Consider the following 26,812-nt stretch of genomic DNA (forward strand, 5'->3'; position numbering starts at 1 on the left):
AGCGCAGCAGAAATAAGCGTGCGTTACAATGAAACGAGGGAAATGAGGAGGCTTGACCATGAACAGGATTTCAAGACGGTTGATGACGGCGACCGCCATCGCCGCCGTGCTGGCGACCGGCGCCTTTGGGACGATCGGCGCCCAGGCGGCCGACGTGAAGAAGATCGCCGTGATGACGCCGGAAGACCCGACCGATTACGGCTGGAACCAGCAGGGTTACGACGCGGCCAAGGCAGTCGCGGAGAAGTTCGGCCTGGAGTTCATGCCGGCGACGGGCCTCGGCTACGGCGACGTGCACCCGCAGGCGCGCGAGCTGGCCGATGACGGCGCCAGCCTGATCATCGCCCATGCCTCCGGCTACAACACCGCGGTGCCGGAAGTCGGCGCCGAGAAGAAGGTGCCGGTCGCGATCGTCGACAAGGAAGGTGCGGGCGTCCCGGGTGTCCTCGCCGACTACACGCTCTCCGGCCATGAAGGCGCCTATATGGCGGGCGCGCTCGCGGTGAAGATGTCGAAGTCCAAGACCGTCGGCATCGTCGTCTCGGGCGAGCCGCCGTCCTGGAACTCGCAATCGGCTGCCTTCGCCAATGGCGTCAAGGCGACCGATCCCAGCGTGAAGATCCTCTACGCCGTGATCGGCCCGGCCGCCTATGCTGACGCCGCCGGCGGCAAGCGCGTCACCGAGCAGCTGATCGGTGCCGGCGCCGACGTGATCTTCGGCCAGGGCGACGGCGCCAGCTTCGGCATGCTGCAGGCGGTCGAGACGGCGAAGAACAAGACCTGGTTCATCGACGTGATCGGCGACAAGACCAAGATCGACAAGGGCAACCTCTTGTCCTCCGTGGTCTGGGACATGGTCCCGGTCTACACCCAGATGGTCGAGGACCTGAAGGCCGACAAGTTCGGCACGCATGAATATGCGATCAGCCTGAAGGACAACTCGGTCGCGCTGCTGCACACCAAGCATATTCCGGACGATGTCTGGAAGTCGCTCGAGGATCTGCGCGCGAAGATCATCGACGGCAGCGTGAAGGTCGATCGCATCGAGGACGCACAGAAGGTGCGCGCCCTGATGAGCTCGGTCGATCCGGGGCCGGCGCAGTAAGCAGCGAGTCTGTTGCGAAGGGCCACGCCGTCATCCGGCGTGGCCCGACGCAGTCTTGCATCATGAACCAAACTTCAGCGGTCGTTCCAGCGGTCGTCTCCGTCCGCAACGTCACCAAGCGATTCCCGGGTGTGGTCGCCAACGCCGACGTCTCGCTCGATTTCAACGCGGGCGAGGTCCACGTTCTCCTGGGCGAGAACGGGGCCGGCAAGTCCACCCTGATCGGCATGCTGGCCGGCATGCAGCAGCCCGACGAAGGCGAGATCCTGATCGGCGGCAGCGCTGTGAAGATCGCCTCGCCGCGGCACAGCCTGGAGCTCGGCATCGGCACGGTGTTCCAGCATGTGCTGCTGGTGCCGAGCCTTACCGTGATCGAGAACCTGATGCTGGGCGGCAACTGGTGGCAGCGCCTCGCGCGCAGCGTCGCGCTGAAACGGTTCCAGGAATTGTCCGGCCTGCTCGGGGTGCAGATCGACCCTGATGCGCAAGTCGGCCGACTTTCACTCGGCGAGCAACAGCAGGTCGAGATCATGCGCGCGCTCTGGCGCGGCGAGAAGGTGCTGATCCTCGACGAGCCGACCTCGATGCTCACCCCCCAGGGCGTGCAGGATCTCGGCGCGGTGATGAAGCGGCTGCGCGACAAGGGCGTCGCCCTGATCCTGATCACCCACAAACTTGTCGAAGCCTACGCCTTCGGCGACCGCATCTCGGTGCTGCGCCTGGGCCGGATGGTCGGCGACATCCCGCCCGAGCGCCTGAAGGCGATGACCGAAAAGCAAGTGACCGACACCGTCATCCAGATGATGTTCGGCACCGCCGATTCCCATGCCCGCGATGCCGAGATCCTGACCGGCCGCGGCCGCGCCGCCCACAAGGACCGCGCGGTCGACCGCGCCGGGCCCGCGTGCCTGCAACTGCGCGAGATCGGTACCGAGGCCGAGCGTGGCGCCTGTCCGCTGCGCAACGTGAGCTTCGACCTCTGGCCCGGCGAGGTGCTCGGCATCGCCGGGGTCGATGGCAATGGCCAGAAACATCTCGCCGAGGTGCTCGCCGGCCAGCGTCGCGCCAGCGGCGGCAGGATCACCGTCGGCGGTACCGATGTCACCGCCGACGGTGTGCCGGAGCGCCGCCGCCATGGCGTCCGTTACGTGACCGACGAACGGCTGGGCGAGGGCACGGTCGGCGCCTTCTCGGTCGCGACCAACCTGGTGCTGAAGGAGATCGGCAGCTCGCCATTCTGGAAGCGCGGCATCAGCGATTGGGGCCTGATCCACGACCATGCCCGCACCGAGATCCAGCGCAACGACATCCGCACGCCCTCGGAGAAGACTCCGGTCGGGCGGCTCTCCGGCGGCAACATCCAGAAGGTGCTGCTGGCCCGAGAATTGAACGCCGAAGCCAGCATCGCCGTCTTCAACAAGCCGACCTATGGCCTCGATCTGCAGAACACCCGCCTCGCCCATGACCGCATTCTCGCCAGCGCCGGGAGCGGCATGGCCATCGTGGTGATCTCGACCGATCTCGACGAGCTGCTCGAGCTCTCCGACCGGATCGCGGTCATGTACCAGGGGCATCTCGCCGGCATCGTCGAGAACGGACCCGATGTCGAGCGCAAGGTCGGCCTGTTGATGACCGGTGCCAAGGCGGAGGCCGCATGAGCGCCGAAGTGAATACTCTGCCTGGCCAACTCCCCGGCGGCGACCGGTTGAAGGAGATCGCTGCCACCATCGCCCGGGTGCTGATTCCGGTGCTGCTCGCGCTGGTCATGGGCGGCATCATCCTGCTGATCCTCGGCAAGGACCCGCTGGCCTATTACGGCTATGTCGCCAAGCGCGGGCTGCTGACCTGGGGCGGCTTGCAGGAAACCTTCACCCGCATGGCGCCGCTGCTCCTGATCGGCGCGGGCCTGATCGTCGCCTTCCGCGCCGGCATCTGGAACCTGGGCGGCGACGGCCAGTTCCTGTTGGCGGCGGTGATCACATCGGCCACCGCGCCGGCTTTGGTCGGGACGCTCCCAGACATCATCGTCCTGCCGCTCTGCATGCTGCTCTCGATCGCGACCGGCGCGCTCTGGTCGGTGATCCCGGCGCTGTTGAAGGCCCGCTACGGCATCAACGAGATCATCACCTCGATGATGATGAGCTTCCTCGGCGTGAGCTTCGCGAATGTGCTGATCAAGCTGATCTTCTGGGATCCCGCCACCACCGTGCCGCAGACCCGCACGCTCCCGGTCGAGGATCGCCTGCCGCGGCTCGGCGACAGCACGATTCACTGCGGCATCCTGATCGCGGTCGCGGTCATCATCCTCGTCCACCTGATGATGACCCGCACCGCCTTCGGCCTGAAGCTGCAGGTGGTCGGCGCCAATCCGGCCGCCGCCGTGCATGCGGGCTTGAACGTCGCCTGGCTCACCATGGCCACATTCGCGCTGAGTGCGGGGCTGATCGGCCTCGGCGGCTCGGTCGAGATCCTCGGCGTGTTCGGCACCGTGCGCGCCGACTGGAACCCGGCCTACGGCCTGTTGGTGGTGCCGCTGGTCTTCCTGGCGCGGTTCAACGGCTTCGGCACCATCGGCTTCGTGTTCTTCTTCTCGGCCTTGATGATCGGCGGCGACAGCGCCGCGCGGCGCATCGGCGTGCCCAACCATTTCGTGCTGGTGCTGGTCGCCCTGCTGCTGATCTTCCTGGCCGTGGTCGAATACCTCGACCACATCCGCCGCAAGAAGGCGCGCTGACCATGGAAGGCCTGCTCACCCAACCCTTCCTGACCGCACTTCTGTTCGGTGCCGTGACCGCGGGCGTGCCTTTGCTGCTGGCGGGGCTCGGCGAGCAGATTTCCGAGAAGGCCGGCGTGCTCAACATTGGCATCGAAGGCATGATGCTGTTCGGCGCCTATACCGGCTTCGTCGCCGCCTACTACACCGGTTCCTTCACCTTGGGCTTCATCGGCGGCGGGCTCGGCGGCGCCGTGGTGGCCTTGATCGTAATGCTGCTCTGCATCCGCTTCGGCCTGAACCAGATCGTGATCGGCATCGCCGTCACCATCGGCTTCGAGGGCCTGACCGCCTTGCTGCATTACTTCCAGTTCAGCCGCACCTATCCGCGGCTCGATGCGGCCCCCTTGCTGAGCCTCCCGGGCGTGAGTGCCATTCCGGTGATCGGGCCCGGTCTCTTCAACCACAATGCCGTGGTCTATCTGGCGGTGATCCTGGTCATCGTCCTCACCTGGATGTTCCGCTCGACCTATGTCGGCCTCAACCTCGAAGCCGCGGGCAACAAGCCGGCGGCGCTCGATGCCGCCGGGGTCAGCGTCATCAAGACGCGCGCCATGGCGGTGCTCTCGACCGGATTCCTGGCCGGGCTGGGCGGCGCCTATATGGCCAATGTCGGCGCCGGCCTGTTCGTGCCGATGATGACCGGCGGCGCCGGCTTCATCGGGATCGTGCTGGCGATGCTGGCGCGGGGACGGCCGGTCTGGGTGCTGCTGGGCGCGGCGCTGTTCGGCGCCAGCCTCTCCATGACCACGGCGCTCCAGGTCGCGGGGGTCAACGTGCCGACCGATGTCGTGCAGATGTTGCCCTTCGCCATGGTGATGCTGGTTCTGGTAATCTTCGCGCGGCACAGCGTGCTGCCGCCGGCGCTCGGATTGCCTTATGTGCGTGGCGACCGCGGCTGACGGAGTAAAAGGGAAGGGAGGCCCAATCATGTCCGACACGAAAGTCTACCTGCTCGACGGCGGAACCCTGGTGATCGACGGGTTCCACGCCTTCTGGAACCGCGGCCCGGGCGGCGAGCTCCGCTTCCCCTGCTATTCGGTCGTGGTCGACCACCCGGACGGCCGCTACATGTTCGACACCGGCTACGACTTCGACCATGTGATGCGGGTGCTGCCTTTCGAGAAGCCGATCCAGGACAAGGCGCAGACCATCCCCGGCCAGCTCGCGGCCATCGGCATGAAGACCAGTGACATCAACTACGTCATCAACTCGCACTATCACTTCGACCATTGCGGCGGGAACAAGCACCTGCACGAGGCCTGCACCATCTGCCACGCCAAGGAGCTGGAGCAGAGCGCCAACTGCCAGCCCTTCGAGCATCTGGGCTACTCGGATCTCACCTTCTCGCCCGAGATCATGAAGCAGAAGAACATCCAGCTGCCGCCGGATCCGGCGCTCGACATGTACACGCCGAAATTCCAGACCCTGACCGGCGACCAGGAGATCGCGAAAGGCGTCTGGCTGTTCGAGACGCCGGGGCATACGGCCGGCCATTACAGCATGATGGTCGAGCTCAAGAACCGGCGCCCGATGCTGTTCACGGCGGATGCCTGCTACAGCAAGAAGAACATGGACATGATGTGCATCTCGAGCTTCCACCTCGATCCCGTCGGAAGCCTGAACTCGATGAAGCGCTTGAAGGCGCTGGCCGAGCAGCACGACGCCGAGCTCTTCTACTCGCACGATCTCGAGAGCTTCAAGACCTACCAGACCGGCCCGGCATTCTATTCTTGAACTGAGAGTCCGTCATCCGCGGGCTTGACCCGCGGATCTCGTGCCGGCATTTCTCCCGGAGAAAGACCCGCGGGTCAAGCCCGCGGGTGACGGCTTTTCAAACTACCACCGCGCCATGCCGGCATCGACATTGAGCGCCTGACCGGTGATCCAATGCGCTTCCTCCGACGCCAGGAACGCGACCGCCGGCACGATGTCCGCCGGTACGCCCTTGCCCTTGATCGCCTGCAGCATGTCGACGAACCCAAAGGCGTCCTTGTGCGGCGTGGTCTGCACGCCCTCAGTGTCGGTCAGGCCCGGCATCACGGTGTTGCAGGTAATCTTGTAGCCGCCGAGCTCGGTCGCGAGCGCCCGGGTGAAGGAGAAGACGCCGCCCTTGGTCGCGACGTAATGCGCCATGTTCGGCGTGCCGGCCAGGATCGAGTTCGAGCCGAAATTGACGATGCGGCCGTAGTTGTTCTTGCGCATCAGGTCCGAGCCGGCCTTGCACATGAGGAAGAGGCCGTCGAAATTGACCCGCGCCACCCGGCGCCATTCCTCGAACGTGAGCTCGTCCCATTTCACGAAGGGAACGATCGCCGCGACATTGACCAGCACGTCGAGCTTGCCGGCCTTGGCGGCGACGCCGTCGAACAAGGCCTTCACCGAGGCGGGATCGCCGATATCGGTCTGCTGGCCGTAGGACTTGCCGCCGATCTCTTTTGCTGTGGCCTCGGCACCCTTTCCGTTGATGTCGGCGGTGATCACCGTGGCGCCCTCCTGGCCCAGGCGCAAGGCCACCGCCTTGCCCATGCCCTGCGCCGCGCCGCTGACCACGGCCACCCGGCCTTCGAAACGTTTCATTTCAGTCCCCTCTGTCTTGGTGTTTTCGGTCTCAGCCCTTGGCGATGACGGCGAGCGCCGCCTCGACCCCGGCGCCGACATCGACCTTCTTGCCTAGCTTGCGGAGTGCGCCGCCGAAAGCCGTCACCGCGACGGTCGCATAGACCGGCTCCGCCACTGGGCCCATATGGCCGATGCGGATCAGCTTGCCCTTGGTCTGGTCGCGGCCGCTGGAGAAGACCACGCCGAAGCCTTCACGCGACGCGGCGATGATGTCGCTGTCCTTCAGCCCTGCCGGCACCGTGACGGCGGTGCAGGTCGGCGAGGCGATCGCCTCGGACTTGGCCCAGAGCGCAAGCCCCATGGCCTTGATGCCGGCGCGGGTCGCGCGTGCCGTCAGGGCATGGCGATGCCAGACCTGCTCGGCGCCTTCCTCTAGATAATGGTCGAGCGCCGCGTCGAGCCCGTTGATGTCGGCGATCGAGGGCGTGAAGGGGAAGGGCTTGTCCTTGCTCCAGGCATCCTTCCAGTCGGAGAGGCTCAGGATCGAGGCGAAGGGCGCCTTCGGATTCTTCTTGATATGCTTCCAGGCCCGGTCGCTGACCGCCATCATGGTGACGCCGGGCGCGCCGCCGAGGCATTTGCCGGGGCCGGTGATGAAGACGTCGGCGAAACAGTCATCCGGGTGAATGTCCATGCCGCCGAAGGAGGAGACGGCATCGACGATCAGCAGCGCGTCATTGTCGCGCACGATCTTGCCGATTTCGCGGGCCGGGTTGATGGTGCCGGACGGCGTGTCGTGATGCACCAGGGAGACGACCTTGATGTCCGGCCGCTTCTTGAACGCGGCCTTCACCGCGGCCGGATCGATCGATTCGTTGAACGGAACCTCGATCTCGACCATTTCCTTGTGATAGCGCGCCGACCAGTAGCCGAAGCCCTTGCCGTAGACGCCCGAGGCCAGGTTCAGCACCACGTCGCTGGGCGAGATCAGCGAAGCGGCGGTCGCCTCGATCGCCGGCGCCGGCTCGCATTGCAGGATCAGGGCGGGCGCCCGGGTCCGCATCGCCTTGGCCGCCTTCTTCGCCAGGTCCTCGTAGAACTGCTGGAACCACGGGTCGTAGTCGTATTGCAGCGGCCGCGCCATTGCCTGCAGGATCCGCGGATAGGCCGCGACCGGTCCCGCCGAAAGCGTGATAACCGGTTCTCTCAGCGCGCCGGTCTTCGACCGCGCCGTCGTCTTCTTCGCCATGGTGGTTCGAGCCTTCCCCTCTTTGGTTCGTCGCGGTTTGAGCTTTGGTCTCATCCGCAATCGCACGCATCATTGAATGATAGACTGGCGCCCTAAAAAGTGAAAACACTATCCGCGCGTTTCATCACGATTGGTCCCAGCCGCAATGCCGCAGCCTCCGGAGAATTGGTTCGACGTCCTGATCATTGGTTCCGGAACGGCAGGCGCGGTCCTCGCCTCACGCTTGAGCGAAGACCCGGCCATCAAGGTCGGTCTGGTCGAGGCCGGCGGCGCGTCGGAAGATCCGCGCATCGCCGACCCGCGCGCATGGCCCTTGCTGCAGGGGAGCGCGGTCGATTGGGGCTATCGAACCCAGCCGCAGCGCCATGCCGCGAGCCGCGTCTTCGACTGGCCGCGCGGCAAGGTGATCGGCGGCTCGACCGCAATCAACGCCATGGCCCATGTGCGCGGCCATGCCGACGACTTCGCCGCCTGGAACTGCGCCGGTTGGGACTTCGCCGACCTGATGCCCTATTTCCTGAAGTCGGAAACCTACACGCCGGGCGCTTCGCCCCATCACGGCGACAGCGGACCGCTGCATCTCATCCGCCCGCGCAACCCGCATGCAATCACCACGGCCTATATGGCGGCGGGAGAAGCGTTGGGCTTCGCGCCGACCGCGGATCACAACGGCCCGCAGATGACCGGCCCTTGCACCAACACGCTCACCATCAAGGACGGCAAGCGCCAAACCATCGCCGACGCCTATCTGACGCCGGCGCTGGCGCGGCCCAATCTCACCCTGCTGCCCTGGACCGAAGTGCAGTCGCTGATCGTCCAGCGTGGCCGCTGCAGCGGCATCCTCGCCAGGACCCGGGACGGCGCGGTCACGCTGCGGACCGATCGCGTGATCCTCGCGGCGGGCGCGCTGGCATCACCTTGCCTGCTGATGCGTTCCGGCATCGGGCCCGCCGACGACTTGAAGGCGCTCGGCATCCCGGTCGCGGCCGATCTGCCGGGCGTCGGGCGTAACCTGCACGACCATCTGCTCTCCGGCGGCAATATCTATCGCGCCAAACGCCCGGTGCCGCCCTCGCAATATCAGAACTCGGAATCGCTGATGTACCTGCCGCGCAACGGCGCGAAAGGGGCACCGGAACTGGTGCTCGCCTGCGTCATCGCCCCGGTCGCGACCGAGCAGTTCACGGCACCGCCCTTCGGCGAGGCCTATACGCTCATGTTCGGCTTCACCCACCCGCAGAGCCGCGGCACCATCCGCCTCGCCTCGGCCGACCCGAAGGCGCCGCCCTTGATCGATCCCAACTATCTGGCCGAGGCCTACGACCGCGACTGCTATCTCGACGCCCTTGAGACGGCCCGCGCCGTCGGCGCCGCCGCAGCTTTGTCCGAGTGGCGCGGCGAGGAAGTGCTGCCCGGCCCCGGCGTCACCGACAAGGCGGCGAAGCGCGATTTCCTGGAGAAGGCCGCCTTCACCCACCATCATCCGGTCGGAACCTGTCGCATGGGCGCCGGTCAGGACGCCGTGGTCGATTTGGAGATGAAGGTGCAGGGCATCGACGGCCTCTCGGTCTGCGACGCCTCGGTCATCCCGACCATCACCACCGGCCCGGTCAACGCCGCCATCGTCGCGATGGCGGAGCGTTTGAGCGATCTGCTCAAGGGCAAGCCGCCATTCAAACCCCTCCTGCCGCAAGGGTTCGCGGCATGAAGCGGTTTATATCGTTGCTGGCGGCGATCCCCCTGGCGGCCGGATGCTCTGGTGTCGAGGTGGAGAAATCCGCAGATCACGAAGTGCGGATCTTCGTCTTCAACGCGGGGACGAAGCCGCTGCAATGCATGGTGAAGTTCGGCCATTGGGTGGATCGCGACCTCGGCATCGTGACCGCAACCGGCGTCGCGGTTACGGTGCAGCAGCAGCCGGAGGACGGCGCGCTCTACGTCCTGCGCGAAGATGGGCTCCGCCGCATGATGGTGGAAAACATCTTCTGCGCCAAGGAAGACGACTGGCAGGCGACCGTCGGACAGATGGATCTCGCGATGGTGCGGCGTGAGCGCCCGAGCGAAATCCGGGTGAGCTGCGCACTGCCGCTGGAAGGCGGGCGCGTCACCTGCGATGAACCCAGGCTCACTTACGCGAAGTAGCTAGCGCAGGATGCGCGCCAGGAAGGCCTTGCTGCGCTCGGAGGCGGGGGCGGTGAAGAACTGCGCCGGGTCGGTGTCCTCGATGATCCGGCCTTCGTCCATCATCACCACCCGGTCGGCAACCTCGCGAGCGAAACCCATCTCATGGGTGACCGCGATCATGGTCATGCCTTCGCGGGCCAGCTCCTTCATCACCTCCAGCACCTCGCCGATCATCTCGGGGTCGAGCGCGCTGGTCGCCTCGTCGAACAGCATCAGCGACGGCCGCATCGCCAGCGCCCGCGCGATGGCGACCCGCTGCTGCTGGCCGCCGGAGAGCTGCGCCGGATAGGAATTGGCCTTGTCGGCCAGGCCGACGCGCGCGAGCAAGGCCTGGGCGGTCTCGACCGCCTCGGCCTTCGGCACGCCGCGGACCTGGATCGGCGCCTCGATGATGTTGCCGAGCGCCGTCAAATGCGGGAACAGGTTGAAGCGCTGGAACACCATGCCGATCTCGCGGCGCTGGCGCGCGATGTTGCGCTCGGAATCCTCGTAGAGGCGGCCGTTGCGCTCGCGATAGCCGATCAGGTGGCCGTTCACCAGGATCCGGCCCCGCTGGATCTTCTCCAGGTGATTGATGCAGCGGATGAAGGTGGTCTTGCCGGAGCCCGAAGGCCCGACGATCACCACCACCTCGCCGCGCTTCACCGTCAGCGAGACGCCTTTCAGCACTTGGTGCGCGCCGAAATATTTGTCGACCCCGATCGCCTCGACCACCTTGTCCTTGGTCTCGGCTGGCACGCCGCCGATTGCCTGCAGGATGTCCCCGCTCATCGCGCCGAATCCCGTGCCAGCATCTTGCGCAAGCCGGCGACCAGGCCGGGATTCTGCGGAATGTTCCGCGACGGCTCGCCGTATTTCCGCTCGAGCCAGGCCTGCACGAAGCCCCAGAGCGTCGTCAGGGTCAGGTAATAGAGCGCCACGACGGAATAGAGCTCGAATACCCGGAAGGTGGCCGAGGTGATCATCTGCGTCGCCAGCAGCAGTTCCGGCACGCCGATCACGCTGACCAGGGTGGTGTTCTTCAGCATGGCGTTGAACTCGTTGCCGAGCGGCGGGACGATCACCCGCACCGCTTGCGGCAGGATGATGCGCCGCATGTATTTGAAATAGGTCATGCCGAGCGACTTCGCCGCCTCGGTCTGGCCGTTCTCGACCGAGAGGATGCCGGCGCGGATGATCTCGGTCATATAGGCGCCTTCGTTCAGGCTCAAGGCGACGATCGCCGCCTGGATATTGCCCGGGATCACCACGAAGCCGAGGTCGATGTCCTCGAAGCGGAAGATGCCGCCGGCGGCGAGCGCGGTGTAGATGAAGACGATCTGCACCAGGAGCGGCGTGCCGCGCATCAGCCAGGTGTAGAACGCCACCAGCGCCCTAACCGCGCGGAAGCGGGATTGCGTGCCCAGGGCCGCGGCGACGCCGATCAGCGTGCCGAAACCCTGGGACACCACACTCAGACTCAAGGTCAGCCAAAGCCCGTGCAGATACACGTTGGTCGGCTGAAACAGATACTTCCAGAACTCGGTCCAGTCGAAGTTCATGATGCGAGCCTAGGCTGGATCTCAGTTCAGGACATCGCCCTCCATGCCCCATTTCTTCAGGATGGCGAGATGCGATCCGTCGGCCTTCATCGAATCATAGGCGGCCTGGATCGCGGCCTTGAGCTCCGGGTCGTCCTTGCGGATGGCGATTCCGGTCAGGATCTTGCCGAAGGGCTCGCCGCCGATGTCGAAGATATGCCCGGCCTTGGACATGAAGTAGCCGGCGGATTCCAATGTCGTGCCGTAGACCTCGACCTGGCCGATCTGCAGCGCCTGGCGCGCATCGTTGTCCTTGGGGAAGACGACGATTTGAGCGGGCGCCTTGCCTGCTTCGGCGAATTTCTTGTTCTGCTCCTCGACCAGGCTCACGATCGTGGTGCCGTTCTCCGCCGCGACCTTGACGCCGGAGAGGTCTTCGAGGCCCTTGATGTTCTTCGGATTGCCCTTGGCGACCAGCAGCGCCTGGCTGCTGTACATGTAATCGACGAAGTCGACCACCTCGCGGCGCGCCGGCTTGTCGAACAGCTGCGACAGGATCGCGTCGCAGTTCTTGGCCTGTAGCGCGGGCACGATGCCGGCGAAGGGGGTGTTGGCCCATTCCGCCTTCACGCCCATCCGCTTCGCCAACTCGTTGCCGAGCTCGATGTCAGAGCCGGCCGGCTGGCTGTTTTCGTCGAAGAAGCCGAGCGGCGGTGCGGAAATGTCGGAGCAGTAGACGATCTTGCCGGCGCTCTTGATCCGCTCCGGGGTCTTGATGTCCTGCGCCTGCGCGGTGCCGGCGAAAGCCAGGAAGCCCAGGGTCAATGTGGCCGCAATGATCCGTTCGGTGAACGCCATGTGATCCTCCCGTGAGTTGATACCAATTTGGATTGGTTTCATAATTGGTTCGCGCTGCACGCTTGCATGCCGCCCAACGAAGTGTCAACAATGAAGCGGAGCTCGATACCAATCATTAAATGGTCTCAAAATTGTCGCGGCGCGAACGGGCGATGGCCAAGCTTTCGGCGGTGCTGGAAGGACCGGATTATCCGGCCAACAGCCGGCTGCCGGCCGAGCGCGACCTCTCGGTGCAGCTGGGCTTGAGCCGCAGCGCGCTCCGCGAGGCGCTCGAGGTGCTGGAGGCGCAAGGCAAGATCTGGCGCCATGTCGGCCAGGGCACCTTCGTCGGCACGCGTCCCGCAGCCGAACCGGCGGAGCTCAGCCTGGTCACGTCGCGCACCAGCCCGACCGAGGTCTTGGAGACGCGGCTGCTGCTCGAGCCCTTGCTGGCGCGGATGGCCGCCTTGCGCGCGACCGAGGCCGAGATCGAGCAGATGGAATATCTGCTGGAGAAGAGCGAGGCCGCGCGTGACGCCAAGACCTGGGAACTCTGGGACGGCCGCCTGCATCGCGCGGTCGCCGAGGCCGCGCATAACGGCCTGCTGCTCTCGATCTTCGACGCCTTCAACGCGATGCGCCGCCAGGCAAAGTGGAGCGCGCTGCGCCAGACGGCGCTCACGCCCGCGCGCCATGCCGCCTATTGCGCGCATCACCGCGCCTATGTCGCCGCCATTGCCGCCCGCGATCCCGCCAGGGCCGAGGCGGTGATGAAGAAACATATCGAGGCGGTGCGCGACGGCCTGCTCGGTGCCGCGGCCGCCGCTGAATAATCCTCCCATCATCCCAGCAAAGGTTGCCGCTCCATCATGCGCGATTTCCAGTCTCCCGGCCGCTCGCCGCTCCGCGTCACCGAGGCCGCCGCCTCGACCTCGCATCCGCTGGCGACGGCGGCGGCGATCGAGATGCTGAAGGCCGGCGGCAACGCGATCGACGCGGCGATCTCCGCCGCCGCCGTGCTCGCCGTGGTCGAGCCGCAATCTACCGGCATCGGCGGCGACGGCTTCCTGCTCTATGCGCCGAAGGGCGAGGGCAAGGTCATCGCCTATAACGGCTCCGGCCGTGCGCCTGAGCGTGCCACGGTCGATTGGTATCTCGGCCAGGGCTTCAACGCGGTGCCGACCTATGGCGTCCATGCCGTAACCTATCCCGGCCTGGTCGATGCCTGGTGCCGCATCCATGCCGACCACGGCAGCAAGCCCTTCGAGCAGCTGCTGCAGCCGGCAATCCGCTATGCCGAGGAAGGCTATATCGTCGCCGACCGCGTCGCCTTCGACTGGGCGCTTTGCAGCGAGCGTTTCGCGGCGCAGGCGAATGTCGACCCGGTGCTGTTCCCGAACGGCCGTGCGCCGAAGGCCGGCGAGAAGTTGCGCGACCCGCGCCTCGCCGAAACGCTGCGCAAGATCGCCCGCCACGGCCGCGAAGGCTTCTACAAGGGCACCGTTGCAGACGACATCATCAGCCACCTGAAGAGCCTCGGCGGCCTGCACGAGATGGACGACTTCGCCGCCACCGCCGGCGAATATGTCGAGCCGATCTCGACCAACTATCGCGGCGCCGACATCTTCCAGCTGCCGCCCAACAACCAGGGCATCACCGCGCTGCTGATGCTGAACATCTTGAGCGGCTTCGACCTCGGCCAGCTCGACCCCTTGAGCGCCGAACGGCTGCATCTCGAGATAGAAGCCGGGCGGCTCGCCTATCGAGACCGCAACGCCCTGATCGGCGACCCGCGCCAGGCCAACATCCGGACCCGGGAGATTCTGGCCAAGGACTATGCGGCGAAGCTGCAGCAGCGGATCAACCGCGACCGCGCCATCGCCGAACTCCCGCTGCCGCTGCTGGAGGCGAGCGACACGGTCTATCTCTGCGTGGTCGATCGCGACCGCAACGCGGTCAGTCTGATCAACTCGACCTATCATTCCTTTGGCAGCGGCGTGGTGGCGCCGAAGAGCGGCGTCATCCTGCAGAACCGCGGCTCGAGCTTCCGCCTCGACCCGAAGCACCCGAACGCGATCGCGCCCGGCAAGCGGCCGATGCACACGATCATGCCGGGCATGGCGGTGAAGGACGGGCACGCGCTGATGCCCTACGGCGTGATGGGCGGCGACTACCAGCCCTTCGGCCATGTGCATCTTTTGACCAACATCCTCGATTTCGGCATGGACCCGCAGGCCGCCTTGGATTGCGGCCGCGTGTTCTACGATGCCGGCAATGTCGAAGCGGAGCGGGGCATTCCGGCGGCAACCGTCGCCGGCCTGAAGCAGCGCGGCCATACCGTGATCGAAGCGCCGGAGCCCTTGGGCGGCGGCCAGGCCATTCAAATCGATCACGCGAACGGCACGCTCACCGCCGGCTCCGATCCGCGGAAAGACGGCTGCGCACTCGGCTATTGAAGGCTGGGTTCTTGAGAGAGGAAAGATCAGGGATGAGTGAAGTCACCACCGTCGCCGAACTGCTACGACAGGGCAACAGCCAAGCGGATGCGATCGGCGCCCCCGAACGCCGCACCATGTCGCGTGGCGAGCTGGTCGCGCTCGTCGATAAGACCGGCGGCGCTCTGCGCAGCGTCGGTGTCGGCCCGCAGGATGCCGTCGCGGTCGTGATGCCGAACGGGCCGGAGATGGCGGCCATGTTCCTGGCGGTCGCCTGCGCCGCGACGGCGGCGCCGCTCAATCCCGCCTATCGCGAGGACGAGTTCGACTTCTATCTCGAGGACCTGCAGGCCAAGGCGCTGCTGATACAGGCCGGGCCCGATGCGCCGGCGCGCATCGTGGCGGCGCGCCGCGGCATCCGCGTGATCGACGTGACACCGGACCTCAGCGGCCCGGCCGGCGCCTTCACCCTCTCGGTGCCCTTCGCCGACAAGGGCCCGATGCAGCCCGGTCCGGATGACGTCGCTTTGGTGCTCCACACTTCGGGCACGACGTCGCGGCCGAAGATCGTGCCGCTGCGGCAGCGCAATCTCGCGGCCTCGGCGCGGCATATCGCCCAGACCCTGGCGCTGACACCGGCCGATCGGTCGCTGGTGATCATGCCGCTCTTCCACATCCACGGCCTGATCGGCGCCTTGCTGTCGTCGATGTATGCGGGGGCGAGCGCGCATTGCCCGCCGGGCTTCAACGCGCTCAAATTCTTCGGCTGGCTCGATGAGGCGAAGGCGACCTGGTATTCGGCGGTGCCGACCATGCACCAGACCATCCTGGCCCGCGCCGAGCGCAACCAGGAGATTCTGGCGCGGCGCAAGCTCCGCTTCATCCGCTCCTCCTCGGCCTCGCTGCCGCCACCGGTGATGAAGGCGCTGGAGGAGACCTTCGGCTGCCCGGTGCTGGAATCCTACGGCATGACCGAGGCCACGCATCAGATGGCGAGCAATCCGCTGCCGCCTGCCCCACGCAAGCCCGGCTCGGTCGGCATCGCCGCCGGACCCGAAGTCGCGATCATGGATCCCGACGGCAAGCTGCTGCCGCGGGGCACGATCGGCGAGATCGTCATCAAGGGGCCGAACGTCACCTCGGGCTATCTCAACAACCCGAAAGCCAACGCCGAAGCCTTCACCAACGGCTGGTTCCGCACCGGCGACCAGGGGATCATGGACGCGGACGGCTATGTGAGCCTCACCGGCCGCCTGAAGGAGATCATCAACCGCGGCGGCGAGAAGATCGCGCCGCGCGAGGTCGATGACGTGATCATGGACCATCCCGCGGTGGCGCAGGTCGTCACCTTCGGGATGCCGCACGAGAAGCTCGGCGAGGAAGTCGCCGCCGCCGTGGTGCTGAAGGAAGGCCAGAGCGTCGCCGAAAAGGAGCTCCGCGACTTCGTGGCCGGCAAGCTCGCCGACTTCAAGGTGCCGAAGAAGATCCTGTTCATGCCCGAGATCCCGAAAGGCGCCACCGGCAAGCTGCAGCGCATCGGCCTCGCCGCGAAGCTGGGCCTTGGTTGAGAAGCGGAGGATGAAGTTCTGCATTTACGGCGCGGGTGCGATCGGCGGGCTGATCGGCGCGCATCTCGCCCGCAGCGGCGAGGACGTGACCCTGATCGCTCGCGGCGCCCATCTGGCGGCGATGCGCGAGAAGGGACTGAAGGTGAGCGGCCATAGCGGCGACTTCACCGTGCATCCACGCGTGACCGAGAATCCCGCCGAGGCCGGGCCGCAGGATTTCGTCATCGTCGCCTTGAAGGCGCATCAGGTGGCGGCGATCGCCGATAAGATGAAGCCGCTGCTCGGGCCGCAGACCGCCGTGGTCATGGCGGTCAACGGCCTGCCTTGGTGGTATTTCCATGGGCTCGAAGGCCAGCTCAAGGATCGCCGCCTGCCGATCGTCGATCCCAATGACGCGCAGTGGACACACATCGGGCCCGAGCGGGTGATCGGCTGCGTGGTCTATCCCGCCGCCGAGGTGATCGCCCCGGGCGAACTGCACCATGTCGAGAACGACCGCTTCAGCCTCGGCGAGCCCAACAATCAGAGGACCGCCCGCGTGACGGCGCTGAGCAAGGCCCTGGTCGCCGCCGGCTTCAAGGCGCCGGTCAAGACCGACATCCGCACTGAGATCTGGGTCAAGCTCTGGGGCAACGTCGCCTTCAACCCGATTAGCGCGCTGACCGGCGGCACCTTGAAGAGCATCGCCGAGGACCCCGACACCCGCGCCGTGGTGCGCGGCGTGATGGACGAGGCGGAGGCGATCGCCGGCAAGCTCGGCGTCACCATGCCGATCCCGGTCGAGAAGCGGATCGACGGCGCCGCCGGCGTTGGCGAGCACAAGACCTCGATGCTGCAGGACTTCGAACGCGGCCGCCCGGTCGAGCTCGACGCCATCGTCGGCGCGGTCGCGGAACTCGGCCGGCTGGTGAACGTGCCGACCCCGATGATCGACACGGTCTACGCCCTCACCAAGCACAAGGCGGTGGAGGCGGGGCTTTATCAGGGGTAGCTTGATAGAAAATTCTATCCAATCAATCCAACCCCGTCTTCCCGATCTCCACCTTCCGCCGCGCGACATATTCCACCAGCGCATCCTTGCGTGCCACATCCAGCGGCGGCGCCGCATAGTTCGCCAGCAGCTCTTTCCAGATCCGGTGCGCGCGCTGGGTCGCATCCATCGCGCCGGCTTCCTTCCAGGTCTCGTAATTGCGCCAGTCGGAGACCATCGGCTGGTAGAACGCGGTCTCGAACCGCTCGAGCGTATGCGCGCTGCCGAAGAAATGCCCGCCGGCCGCGACCTCATCATGGGCCGAGAGCCCGATCTCCAAGTCGTCGATCACCACCGGCTTCACGAACTCCGCCATCATCTGCATCATCTCGGCATCGAGCACCATCTTCTCGAAGGAGGCGCAGAGTCCGCCTTCCAGCCAGCCGGCGCCGTGGTGGATGAGATTGCCGCCGCCGATCACCGCGGCCCAGAGCGACATCTCGCTCTCATAGGCCGCCTGGGCATCGACCGCGTTGGAGGCGTTCACGTTGGAGGTGCGATAGGGCAGGTTATAGCGCCGCGCCAGCTGGCCGCCGGCGATGGCGGCGCGGGCATATTCCGGCGTGCCGAAGGCCGGCGCACCGGAACGCATGTCCACGTTCGAGGTAAAGCCGCCATAGACAACCGGCGCACCCGGGCTGGCCATCTGCGCGAAAGCAAGGACGCCCAGCGCCTCGGCATTCTGCTGCACCAGCGCCCCCGCCAGCGTGACCGGGCTCATCGCGCCCTGCAGGGTGAAGGGCGTGACGATCGCCGGTTGGCGCGAGCGGACCAGCTGCAGCAGCCCGCCCACCATTTCCTTGTCGACTCGGCGCGGGCTGTTCACGCTGATCACCGACATGATCGCCGGCTGCCGCAAGAGTTCCGCGACCTCGACGCCGCGGGCGATGGCCGCCATCGCCATCGCATCGGCGATGCGCGTGCCGCCGATCGCGCGGCCGAAGAATGGACGGTCGGCCAACGTCAGGAAAGCAAAGGCCGTGTCGAGATGCCTTGTGTCGGCCGGCAGGTCGATCGCCTCGACCGGCGCGCCGCCGCAGAAATGCAGCACATTGAGACTCTGCTCCAGACGAATGAGGTCGCACTGATCCTGGTAGGTGCCGGGCCGCCGCCCGCGTTCCAGATCCGAGCAGTTCGGCGGACCGCCCACCGTGCCGAAGGCGATCTCGGTCCCGCCGATCCCGATCTTCTTCGCCGGGTTCCAGGAGGAAACCTCGGCCGTCGCCGGCGCGAGGCCGATGAAATGCGCGACCACCTCGGCCGGGAAGCGAACCATGCGGCTGTCGCGATCCACCTGGGCGCCGTTGGTGGCGAGGATCTGGAGCGCCTCGTCGTTCTGGAACTCGAGGCCGTAATCCGCGAGCAGCTTGAGGCTGGCGAGATGGATGCGCTCGACCTGCTCCGCGCTCAGCACCTCCAGCGGCCGGAAGCTGTTCTCGACCCGGCGCCAGGGCAGCTGCTTCGGCCCGGCGCCGCGCCGCTCGCGCACCCGCCGCGCCCGCACCGATTCCGTCATCGCGCCCGCTCCCCTGGATTCATGACCGCAAGGCTATAACAGCGCCGGGGGGGTGGGGATGAGTTTTGTCGAAGCGCGGCTGCCTATTCCTCATGTCTGCTTTCAATGCCATGATCCGCGCCCCATCCACCGATTTCGTCTTCCGCATGCGCCGCCTCCTCGCCGTCCTGCTCCTGTCAGCCTTCTTTGCAGCACCCACTCTGGCCGAGCCGCAGGCGACGCCGGAGATGAAGGCGATCGCGAAGGCCGGCTTCGCGCCGGAGGATATCGGCTTCGTGCTGATCGATCTCGACGACGGCCGCGCGCTCGCCGAGCAGACCGCCGATGCGCTGTTCATCCCGGCCTCGGTCGCGAAGCTCGCGACGGTATACCCCGCCCAGCAGCTGCTCGGTGCCGACTACAAGTTCCAGACCGGGCTCTACCGCGCCGGCGATGTGCTTTACCTCAAAGGCGGCGGCGATCCGGTGCTGACCAATGTCGAGCTGCGCGACCTCGCCTTGCAGATAAAGGCGCTGCAGCCGAAAGGCGGCTGGAAGGCATTCTTCTACGACGCGAGCGCGACCGGTTCCGCCCCGGAGGTCAGCAACGGCCAGCCGATCCAGGCAACCTACAATGCCGGCGTCGATGGCTTGAGCGTCGACTTCAACCGCATCCAGGTGAACTGGTCGCGCGACGAGGAAGGCAAGCTCGCCTTCCAGGCGCGCGCGGTCGCCGACGGCCTGAACGTGCCGGCGGACTGGGTGCGCTTCCTCCCCGCTGATCACGCGCTGCCGCCCGGCGCCAACTTCCTCTATGCCGGCGACGCCGCGGGGGAGCGCTGGCTTTATGCGCCGGATCTGCCGGAGACCTTGCCGGAGGAAGGGGCGATCTTCCTGCCGGTGAAGCAGCCGGCGCGCAACACCGCCCTGGTCTTCCGCGAATTGGCGAAGCGCAACGGCATCGCCTTGCCGGAGCCGCAGGTCGGGACCGTGCCGCCGGATGCCATTGCGATCGCAACCGTAGAAAGCCCGCCGCTTTCCGAGGTCATGACCGGCCTGCTGAAGTTCAGCAACAACATGACCGCGGAGCTGATCGGCATGGCGACCAGCCGGAAGCTGACCGGCCAGGTCCTTGGTCCCCGCGAGTCCAGCGCGGCCTTGGGCGACTGGCTGCGGCAGCATCTCTCTTACGTCGACTGGACCGGCTTCAGGCTGGTCAACCACTCGGGCTTGAGCAGCGAGAGCCGGGCTTCGCCGCGGCAGATCGCGGCGATCCTGATGGCGATGGCACGCGAGCCGGTGCTGGCCGCCACGCCCAACAAGATCATGGCCGACGACCCGAAGGCCGAGGCGGCGGCGAAGAGCGGCACGATGGATTTCGCCTGCGGCCTCGGCGGCTTTCTCACCGCCAAGAGCGGCAAGCGCCTCGCCTTCGCGATCTTCCTGCTCGACCGCGACAGGCGCGCGGCATTGGACGCGAGCTTCGACCGCCGCATCCTGCAGCCGACGCCCGGCGCCCGGAATTGGCTCGGCCGCGCCCATGCCCTGGAAAACACCCTGCTGAAGAGTTGGCGCGAGCGCTTCTAGGCCGCTGGCTTTCGGGAAAGCTCTCCGGGGAAACGGCAAGAACCCGGGTCTTGGCCCATGCGATACCGTTAGAATTATCCCGTCACGCGCGGGCTTGACTCGCGCATCTTTGGCCGCCGGAGATAGACCCACGGCTCAAGCCCGCGGGTGACGGCTGAACAAGAGGCTTCGCACGATGACCAAGATTACCCTGATCGGCGCCGGCAGCACGGTTTTCGCCCAGAACATCCTCTCCGATGTGCTGAGCAATCCCGAGCTGGCCGAGAGCGCCATCAGCCTGCACGACGTCGATCCCGAGCGGCTCGCGACCTCCGAGATCGTGGCGCGGCGGATCGGCGAGACCCTGGGCCTCGAGAAGCTGCATGTCGAGGCGACTACCGACCGGCGGAAGGCCCTGCAAGGCGCCGATTTCGTCATCCTGATGATGCAGGTCGGCGGCTACAAGCCGGCGACCGTCACCGATTTCGAGGTGCCGAAGCGCTTCGGCCTGCGCCAGACCATCGGCGACACGCTCGGCATCGGCGGCATCTTCCGCGCGCTGCGCACCATCCCGGTGCTGCTCGACATCGCCCGCGACATGCGCGACCTCTGCCCCGACGCGCTGATGATGAACTACGTGAACCCGATGGCGATGAACTCCTGGGCGGTCGCGGAAGCCGCACCGGAGATCCGCTACGTGGGCCTCTGCCACAGCGTGCAGGAAACCTCGGCGCATCTCGCCCGCTGCCTGAACGAGCCGATCGAGAGCATCGACTACGTGAGCGCCGGCCTCAACCACGTCGCCTTCTTTCTGAAATTCGAGAAGCGGCATGCGAATGGTGCCCGCGAGGATCTCTATCCGCGGCTGCGGAAGATGGCGGAGGCGGGCAGCTACCCCAAGAACGATGCCGTGCGTTTCGAGACCATGAAACGGTTCGGTCATTTCGTCACCGAATCATCCGAGCATTTCGCCGAGTATAATTCCTGGTTCATCAAGCGCGGTCGCGACGACCTGGTGAAGAAGTTTTCGGTGCCGCTCGACGAATATCTGGTGCGATGCGAGGACCAGATCGCCGACTGGAACCGCCTGAAAGGCGAACTCGAGGACCAGGCGAAACCGCTGGAGGTGTGCAAGAGCAACGAATATGCCGGCGCCATCATCCACGCCATGGTGACCGGCCGGCACAACCTGATCTACGGCAATGTCCGCAACAACGGGTTGATCGAGAACCTGCCGCCGGAATGCGCGGTCGAGGTGCCCTGCCATGTCGATCGCGGCGGCATCCAGCCGATCCGCGTCGGCCGCGTCCCCGGCCAGCTCGCCGGCATCATGCGGTTAAGCGTCAACGTCCAGGAGATGACCGTCGCCGCGGCCCTTTCGGCCAAGCGCGAGCATATCTACCACGCCGCCATGCTCGACCCGCACACCGCAGCCGAGCTTTCCATGGATGAGATCAAGGAGCTGGTGGACGCGCTGATCGAGGCGCACGGCAATTTGCTGCCGAGGTATCATTAGCGCGCTGGATTTCTCTTTCGTCGTCATTGCCGGGCTTGACCCGGCAATCTTGCGCCGAATGGAGCCAGATGCCCGGATCAAGTCCGGGCATGACAATGGAAGGTGAGCCGCGCTCAGGCACTTACTTCCTGAACTGCATCCGATAATCCCGCGGCGTCTTGCCCATGTGGCGCTGGAAGGCGTCGTAGAAGCGGCTCAAGGAGCCATAGCCGCAGGCAAAGGCGATCTCGATGATCGCCATGTCGGTATCGACCAGCATCATCATCGCCTGGCTCAGGCGCTGGCGGCGCAGATACTGGGCGATCGACATGCCCAGAACCTTCTTGAAGACCACGGTCGCGTTGGTCGGGTGCAGGCCGCCGACCTTGGCCACATCCTCGACCTGGATCGGGTCGCCGAACGCCGCATTGATGAAGGTGGTCATCTTCTGCACCCGGTCGATCATCTTCCGGTCGGCGGTGAGATGCTGCTGCCCGGTTTCCCCTTCGGGTGCCTCGGCTTCGATGGTCGCGGCCGGCAGCGCGTGCATCGCCAGCCGCTTCACCCGCAGCCGCACCTCGTCGCGCAGAATCTGCTCATGCGCCTCGTCGGCCGACTGCCATTCGCCGGCCCAGCGCCGGAACAGCAACGGGTCGATCGCATCCGCTTGCGGCAGGGTGAGGATGCGCCCGCCCATCACCGCGCTCTTGAATCCGTCGGCGATGGCCAAAGCGAGGAAATCGGCGAAGGGCACGTAGACGCAGACCAGCTCCACCTTGCCGCTCTTCGGCTTCTCGACCGCGATCACCTGGTGCGGGATCGCGGCCCAGAAGCAGTAGACCTGGTTCCCGGCCAGGGGCACGCGCCGGCCGTTGAAGAGATAGGTCATCCCGCCGGAGAGCAGCAGGTTCAATTCGACATGGTCGTGCCAATGCGCCTCCGGCATCGCCTCGGCGATATGGTGCTCGGCGAAGAAGGCGCTGGCCTTGAGGAAGCCGTCATTGGCTTCCAGGGTCTCGGCGGCGACGGACATGCCGGCAGAATGATACTCAAAAACGGGAATCTCCAGCGGTTTTAACGGTAGAAATGCCGGATTCCCCGCCCCAGACTGCCGGATCAGTGGCAATCGACCCGGAAACCAATCCGGGCAGCACAGGTGAGGGACATGCGCGGAACGAGACATCTTTCTCTGGCGGTTTCGGCCGCCGCCCTGCTGCTCGGCGCGACGGTGGCGCAGGCCGAGACCGAGATCACCTACCAGCTCTGGGGCTCGCCGCAGGAAGGCGAGGTCTGGCAGAAGGTCGCCCAGGAATTCGAGGCCCAGCATCCCGACATCAAGGTGAAGGTCGAGGTCAACGACTGGGATTCCTATTGGGAGAAAATCCGCGTGCTGATGGCGGGCGGAACGCCGCCCGACGTCTTTGCCATGGACGCGCCGCTCTATCCCGACTGGCAGTCGCGCGGCGTGCTGCTCAATCTCCAGCCCTATATCGATGCCGAACCCGGCATCCTCGACGACATCTACCCGATCACCCTCGAGGCCTATAAGACCAAGGACGGCTATTTCGGCCTGCCGCGCGATTTCCAGACCATCGTCCTCTACTACAACAAGGACATGTTCGACGCAGCGGGCGTGGCATACCCCAACGACAATTGGACCTACGACGATTTCCGCAAGGCCGCGAAGGCGCTCACCAAGGATCTGAACGGCGACGGCAGCATCGACCAATGGGGCTTCTGGGCCGAGGTGCTCGACCCCGAGCCTTATTGGGGCGCCGTGGTCTGGTCCTTCGGCGGCGACATCGTCGACATCCCCAACGGCAAGACCTTGATCGGCAGCGAGCCGGCGATGCAGGCCTGGCATTTCATCAGCGACATGTGGCTCGAAGACAAGTCGATGCCGACCACCGAGCAGCTCCAGCAATACGGCACCGACGGCTTCCAGGCCGGCATCGCCGCGATGGGCGTCTCCGGCCATTGGTCGGTGCCGGATTACGCGCCGGCGAAATTCAAATGGGCGGTGGCGCCGCTGCCGAAAGGCCCCGCCGGTCGCGCCACCGGGGTCAACTCGGCGGGCTTCGTGATCGCCAAGGCGAGCTCGCACCCAAACGAAGCCTGGGAGTTCGTGAAGTTCGCCACCGGCCCGGTGGGGCAGGCGGAAGCGGCGAAGATCGGTCTCGCTATCCCGATCCGGAAATCGGTGGCCGAGAGCCCGGCCTATCTCGAACAGACCTCCGCGCCGATCGACCACAAGCTCTACATCGACGCGCTGCAATACGCGCATCCCAAGCCGGTATTCCGCGGTTATGAGGAATGGTCCGCGGCCGTCGGCGACGCGCTCAACAACGCCTGGACCGGCGCGATGCCGATCGATGACGCGGTCGCCGAAGCCGTGCAGAATGGCGACGACGCGCTGGCGAAGAACCGGCAATAGCGCCGGCGCCGCGTAACGCGCTGCACGGGGAGCCTGGATGAATTTCGGTTTGCGGCCCCTGGGCAGGGAGAAGCTCTGGGTGCTCCTACTGCTCGGCCCCACCTTGCTGGGGCTGGCGGTGGGCGCCTTCGGCTCGATCTTCGCGACCTTGGGGCTCAGCTTCTTCAAATGGGATTTGCTGACGACGCCGGAATTCGTCGGCTTCGACAACTACCTCGGCCTCGCCGGCGACCGCATGTTCCTGCGCTCGCTCTCCAACACCATCATCTTCTCGCTGCTCTATGTGCCGCTCACCATCGTCTGCGCGTTGTCGGTGGCGCTGCTGCTGAACCGCCGCATCCACGGCGTCGGCCTGTTTCGCACGCTCTATTTCCTGCCGGTGATCTCTTCGCCCACGGCGGTGGGCCTGCTCTGGACCTGGATCTTCGCCCAGGACCAGGGCGTGCTGAATGCGATGCTCTCCGGCCTCGGCATCCCGCCGGTCCGCTGGCTGGGGCCGAACATGGCGCTCTACTCGGTCGTGGTGGTCAATGTCTGGGGTGCCATCGGCGAGGGGATGATCGTCTTCCTCGCCGGCTTGCAGGCGATCCCGCGCGAGCAATATGAGGCGGCGCATCTCGACGGCGCCAATGCGCTGCAGCGCCTCCTCTACGTCACCTTGCCGGCGATGGCGCCGAGCCTCTTCTTCCAGTCGGTGCTCTCGACCATCCACGCCTTCCAGGCCTTCGACTACATCTACATCCTGACCCGCGTGGGCAACGGCAATTCCAGCGTGCCCACCCTGGTCTTCTCGATCTACCGCAACGGCTTCCGTTTCTTCCGCATGGGCGATGCGACGGCGCAGGCGATCGTGCTCACCGCCATCATCTTCCTCTTCACCCTGGTCTATTTCCGCATCCAGAAGCGCTGGGAGGTGCCGGCATGATCCGCATCGAACCGGCGCCGTGGGAAAGCCGCTGGCCCGATCGGTTGGCCATGCTGGTACTGCTCTTGGGCGCGGTCGCCATGGTCGGGCCCTTCGTCTGGATGCTCTCGACCTCGCTCAAATTACCCGAGGACCAGTACACCCGGACGCTGATCCCGCCCACCCTCAGCTTCGAGAACTACACGCGGATCTTCGAGATCATGTCCTTCCAGACCCTGCTCTGGAACAGCGTTAAGATCGCGCTGATCTCGACCTTCGGCCAGTTGCTCACCTGCTCGATGGCGGCCTTCGTCTTCGCCATCGTGAAGTTTCCGGGCCGGCAGGTGCTCTTCGTGCTGCTGCTGGTGACCTTGATGGTGCCGCAGCAGATCACCGCGATACCGCAATTCATCCTGTTCAAGTGGTTGGGGCTCTACGGCACCCAGGCGCCGCTCTATCTCCCGAGCTTCCTCGGCGGCGCCTTCGGCGTGTTTCTCATGCGGCAGTATTTCCTGACCATCCCGATCGAGCTCGCCGAGGCGGCGCGGATCGACGGCGCCAGCCTGATGACCATCTATTGGAAGATCTACCTGCCGCTGGCGAAGCCGGCCTTGGCGGCCTTCGCGATCTTCGCCTTCCTCTTCTCCTGGAACGACCTCTTCACGGCGCTGATCTACCTGCCGAGCGATCTCGACAAGACCACCCTGCCGGTCGGCCTCGCGCTGTTCCAGGTTCAGTTCGCCGGCAAATGGACCATCATGATGGCGGCGGTGCTGGTCAGCGTCGCCCCGATCATGGTCGCCTTCTTCATCGCCCAGAAGCACTTCATCGAGGGCGTGGCCCTCAGTGGGTTGAAGTGATTACTTCTCGGCGAAGGCCTTCTCGATCACGAAATGGCCGGGCTCGCCCATGTTGCCTTCCTCGAAGCCGCGGGCCTCGAGGATGCTGCGGAGATCGCTCAGCATCGCCGGGCTGCCGCAGAGCATGACGCGGTCGGTCTCGGCATTGAGCTGCGGCAGGCCGATGTCGTCGCAGAGCTTGCCGTTCTCGATCAGCAGGCTGATGCGGCCGTTGTTCTTGTAGGGCTCGCGGGTGACCGTCGGGTAGTAGATCAGCTTCTCGTTGACCAGCGCGCCGAAATGCTCGTCCGCCGGGAGCTTCTCCGAGATGAGATCGCCATAGGCCAACTCGCTGATATGCCGGCAGCCATGCACCAGCACGATCTTCTCGAACCGCTCATAGGCCTCGAGGTCGCGGATCACCGAGAGGAAGGGCGCCAAGCCGGTGCCGGTGCCGAGCAGATAGAGATGCTTGCCGGGCAGCAGGTTGTCCTGGATCAGGGTGCCGGTCGGCTTCATGCCGACGACGACGGGATCGCCTTCCTTCAGATGCTGGAGCCGCGAGGTCAACGGACCGTTCGGCACCTTGATCGAGAAGAACTCGAGATGATCGTCATGGTTGGCGCTCGCCATCGAATAGGCGCGCAGCAGGGGCTTACCCTCGACCTTGAGGCCGATCATGGTGAACTGGCCGTTCCGGTAGCGGAAGGCGGGGTTCCGGGTGGTCCTGAAGCTGAACAGGCGGTCGGTCCAGTGGTGGACGCTGAGGACGGTCTCTTCGTTGAAATTGCTCATCTTTCAATCCGTCTCGCTGCGG

The 26,812-nt window shown here is 65.7% G+C and carries 24 protein-coding genes; 16 read left to right on the plus strand and 8 right to left on the minus strand.

What is annotated here, in order from left to right; genetic code table 11:
• Positions 1-58 precede the first annotated feature (58 nt).
• The 5 genes from ACYQ4T_RS02500 (at position 59) to pldA (ending at position 5,615) form a co-directional block, all read left to right on the plus strand.
• Entirely contained in the window at positions 59-1,105 is a 1,047-nt protein-coding gene (locus tag ACYQ4T_RS02500; protein WP_459850543.1) for a putative B6 ABC transporter substrate-binding protein, read from the plus strand.
• A gap of 62 nt (positions 1,106-1,167) precedes the next feature.
• On the plus strand, positions 1,168-2,763 hold the full coding sequence (locus ACYQ4T_RS02505) for a putative B6 ABC transporter ATP-binding protein (protein WP_459850545.1): 1,596 nt from the start codon (positions 1,168-1,170) through the stop codon (positions 2,761-2,763).
• Positions 2,760-3,839, plus strand: a complete 1,080-nt coding sequence (locus ACYQ4T_RS02510; RefSeq protein WP_459850547.1) for a putative B6 ABC transporter permease subunit 2 — start codon at positions 2,760-2,762, stop codon at positions 3,837-3,839. Before ACYQ4T_RS02505 ends, ACYQ4T_RS02510 begins: the two co-directional genes overlap by 4 nt.
• A 2-nt stretch (positions 3,840-3,841) precedes the next feature.
• Positions 3,842-4,780 (plus strand): putative B6 ABC transporter permease subunit 1, encoded by a 939-nt coding sequence (locus ACYQ4T_RS02515; RefSeq protein WP_459850549.1) that lies wholly within the window; start codon positions 3,842-3,844, stop codon positions 4,778-4,780.
• Positions 4,781-4,808: 28 nt separating this feature from the next.
• The gene (gene pldA, locus ACYQ4T_RS02520; RefSeq protein WP_459850551.1) at positions 4,809-5,615 is read left to right on the plus strand and encodes a 4-pyridoxolactonase; all 807 of its coding nucleotides are present in this window, start codon (positions 4,809-4,811) and stop codon (positions 5,613-5,615) included.
• 102 nt (positions 5,616-5,717) lie between these two features.
• On the opposite strand, the gene pldH is transcribed toward pldA, so the two are convergent.
• Together pldH and ppaT are read right to left on the minus strand one after the other, a co-directional pair.
• Complete coding sequence (pldH, locus tag ACYQ4T_RS02525) at positions 5,718-6,458, minus strand: pyridoxal 4-dehydrogenase, SDR-type (protein WP_459850553.1); 741 nt, start codon at positions 6,456-6,458, stop codon at positions 5,718-5,720.
• A gap of 31 nt (positions 6,459-6,489) precedes the next feature.
• Positions 6,490-7,689, minus strand: coding sequence for a pyridoxamine--pyruvate transaminase (gene ppaT / locus ACYQ4T_RS02530; protein ID WP_459850555.1), 1,200 nt, complete (start codon positions 7,687-7,689; stop codon positions 6,490-6,492).
• Positions 7,690-7,834: 145 nt separating this feature from the next.
• On the opposite strand from ppaT, the gene ACYQ4T_RS02535 reads away from it, so the two are divergent.
• Entirely contained in the window at positions 7,835-9,397 is a 1,563-nt protein-coding gene (locus ACYQ4T_RS02535; protein ID WP_459850557.1) for a GMC family oxidoreductase, read from the plus strand.
• A complete protein-coding gene (locus ACYQ4T_RS02540) occupies positions 9,394-9,831 on the plus strand; it encodes a hypothetical protein (protein WP_459850559.1) in 438 nt (145 codons plus the stop codon). Before ACYQ4T_RS02535 ends, ACYQ4T_RS02540 begins: the two co-directional genes overlap by 4 nt.
• Here the strand turns inward: ACYQ4T_RS02540 and ACYQ4T_RS02545 are convergent, their stop codons facing one another.
• Genes ACYQ4T_RS02545 through ACYQ4T_RS02555 form a run of 3 tightly spaced genes read right to left on the minus strand, consistent with a single transcriptional unit; the run spans position 9,832 to position 12,251 of the window.
• Positions 9,832-10,644 (minus strand): amino acid ABC transporter ATP-binding protein, encoded by an 813-nt coding sequence (locus ACYQ4T_RS02545; RefSeq protein WP_459850561.1) that lies wholly within the window; start codon positions 10,642-10,644, stop codon positions 9,832-9,834.
• Positions 10,641-11,414 carry an amino acid ABC transporter permease gene (locus ACYQ4T_RS02550; RefSeq protein ID WP_459850563.1) on the minus strand — a complete coding sequence of 258 codons (774 nt, stop codon included), beginning with the start codon at positions 11,412-11,414 and terminating at the stop codon, positions 10,641-10,643. Before ACYQ4T_RS02550 ends, ACYQ4T_RS02545 begins: the two co-directional genes overlap by 4 nt.
• Positions 11,415-11,435: 21 nt before the next feature.
• Positions 11,436-12,251: an ABC transporter substrate-binding protein gene (locus ACYQ4T_RS02555; RefSeq protein WP_459850565.1), complete on the minus strand. Its 816-nt coding sequence runs from the start codon at positions 12,249-12,251 to the stop codon at positions 11,436-11,438.
• Between the two features lie 152 nt (positions 12,252-12,403).
• Between ACYQ4T_RS02555 and ACYQ4T_RS02560 the strand changes: the two genes are divergently transcribed.
• The 4 genes from ACYQ4T_RS02560 to ACYQ4T_RS02575 are packed head-to-tail and all read left to right on the plus strand — an operon-like array spanning position 12,404 to position 17,224.
• Positions 12,404-13,063 (plus strand): FadR/GntR family transcriptional regulator, encoded by a 660-nt coding sequence (locus ACYQ4T_RS02560; protein ID WP_459850566.1) that lies wholly within the window; start codon positions 12,404-12,406, stop codon positions 13,061-13,063.
• 36 nt (positions 13,064-13,099) lie between these two features.
• Positions 13,100-14,686, plus strand: coding sequence for a gamma-glutamyltransferase (gene ggt, locus ACYQ4T_RS02565; protein ID WP_459850567.1), 1,587 nt, complete (start codon positions 13,100-13,102; stop codon positions 14,684-14,686).
• A gap of 32 nt (positions 14,687-14,718) precedes the next feature.
• Positions 14,719-16,233, plus strand: a complete 1,515-nt coding sequence (locus ACYQ4T_RS02570) for an acyl--CoA ligase (protein WP_459850569.1) — start codon at positions 14,719-14,721, stop codon at positions 16,231-16,233.
• 10 nt (positions 16,234-16,243) lie between these two features.
• Positions 16,244-17,224: a 2-dehydropantoate 2-reductase gene (locus tag ACYQ4T_RS02575; RefSeq protein WP_459850571.1), complete on the plus strand. Its 981-nt coding sequence runs from the start codon at positions 16,244-16,246 to the stop codon at positions 17,222-17,224.
• A gap of 22 nt (positions 17,225-17,246) precedes the next feature.
• Here the strand turns inward: ACYQ4T_RS02575 and ACYQ4T_RS02580 are convergent, their stop codons facing one another.
• On the minus strand, positions 17,247-18,779 hold the full coding sequence (locus ACYQ4T_RS02580; RefSeq protein WP_459850573.1) for a trimethylamine methyltransferase family protein: 1,533 nt from the start codon (positions 18,777-18,779) through the stop codon (positions 17,247-17,249).
• Between the two features lie 92 nt (positions 18,780-18,871).
• Between ACYQ4T_RS02580 and ACYQ4T_RS02585 the strand changes: the two genes are divergently transcribed.
• Together ACYQ4T_RS02585 and melA are read left to right on the plus strand one after the other, a co-directional pair.
• Positions 18,872-20,344: a D-alanyl-D-alanine carboxypeptidase/D-alanyl-D-alanine-endopeptidase gene (locus tag ACYQ4T_RS02585; RefSeq protein ID WP_459850575.1), complete on the plus strand. Its 1,473-nt coding sequence runs from the start codon at positions 18,872-18,874 to the stop codon at positions 20,342-20,344.
• Positions 20,345-20,519: 175 nt separating this feature from the next.
• Positions 20,520-21,839, plus strand: coding sequence for an alpha-galactosidase (melA, locus tag ACYQ4T_RS02590; RefSeq protein WP_459850577.1), 1,320 nt, complete (start codon positions 20,520-20,522; stop codon positions 21,837-21,839).
• A gap of 121 nt (positions 21,840-21,960) precedes the next feature.
• Here melA and ACYQ4T_RS02595 read toward each other — a convergent pair whose 3' ends face one another.
• On the minus strand, positions 21,961-22,851 hold the full coding sequence (locus ACYQ4T_RS02595; RefSeq protein ID WP_459850579.1) for a helix-turn-helix domain-containing protein: 891 nt from the start codon (positions 22,849-22,851) through the stop codon (positions 21,961-21,963).
• Between the two features lie 132 nt (positions 22,852-22,983).
• On the opposite strand from ACYQ4T_RS02595, the gene ACYQ4T_RS02600 reads away from it, so the two are divergent.
• From ACYQ4T_RS02600 to ACYQ4T_RS02610, 3 genes are read left to right on the plus strand one after another with little or no spacing between them, the layout of a single operon-like run.
• Positions 22,984-24,252, plus strand: coding sequence for an ABC transporter substrate-binding protein (locus ACYQ4T_RS02600; RefSeq protein WP_459850581.1), 1,269 nt, complete (start codon positions 22,984-22,986; stop codon positions 24,250-24,252).
• Positions 24,253-24,289: 37 nt separating this feature from the next.
• A complete protein-coding gene (locus ACYQ4T_RS02605; RefSeq protein WP_459850583.1) occupies positions 24,290-25,177 on the plus strand; it encodes a carbohydrate ABC transporter permease in 888 nt (295 codons plus the stop codon).
• The gene (locus ACYQ4T_RS02610; protein ID WP_459850584.1) at positions 25,174-26,016 is read left to right on the plus strand and encodes a carbohydrate ABC transporter permease; all 843 of its coding nucleotides are present in this window, start codon (positions 25,174-25,176) and stop codon (positions 26,014-26,016) included. The genes ACYQ4T_RS02605 and ACYQ4T_RS02610 overlap by 4 nt, the downstream gene beginning before the upstream one ends.
• On the opposite strand, the gene ACYQ4T_RS02615 is transcribed toward ACYQ4T_RS02610, so the two are convergent.
• On the minus strand, positions 26,017-26,790 hold the full coding sequence (locus ACYQ4T_RS02615) for a ferredoxin--NADP reductase (protein WP_459850586.1): 774 nt from the start codon (positions 26,788-26,790) through the stop codon (positions 26,017-26,019). It lies immediately after the preceding gene.
• Positions 26,791-26,812 lie beyond the last annotated feature (22 nt).

This window comes from Dongia sp. agr-C8 (assembly GCF_054658695.1).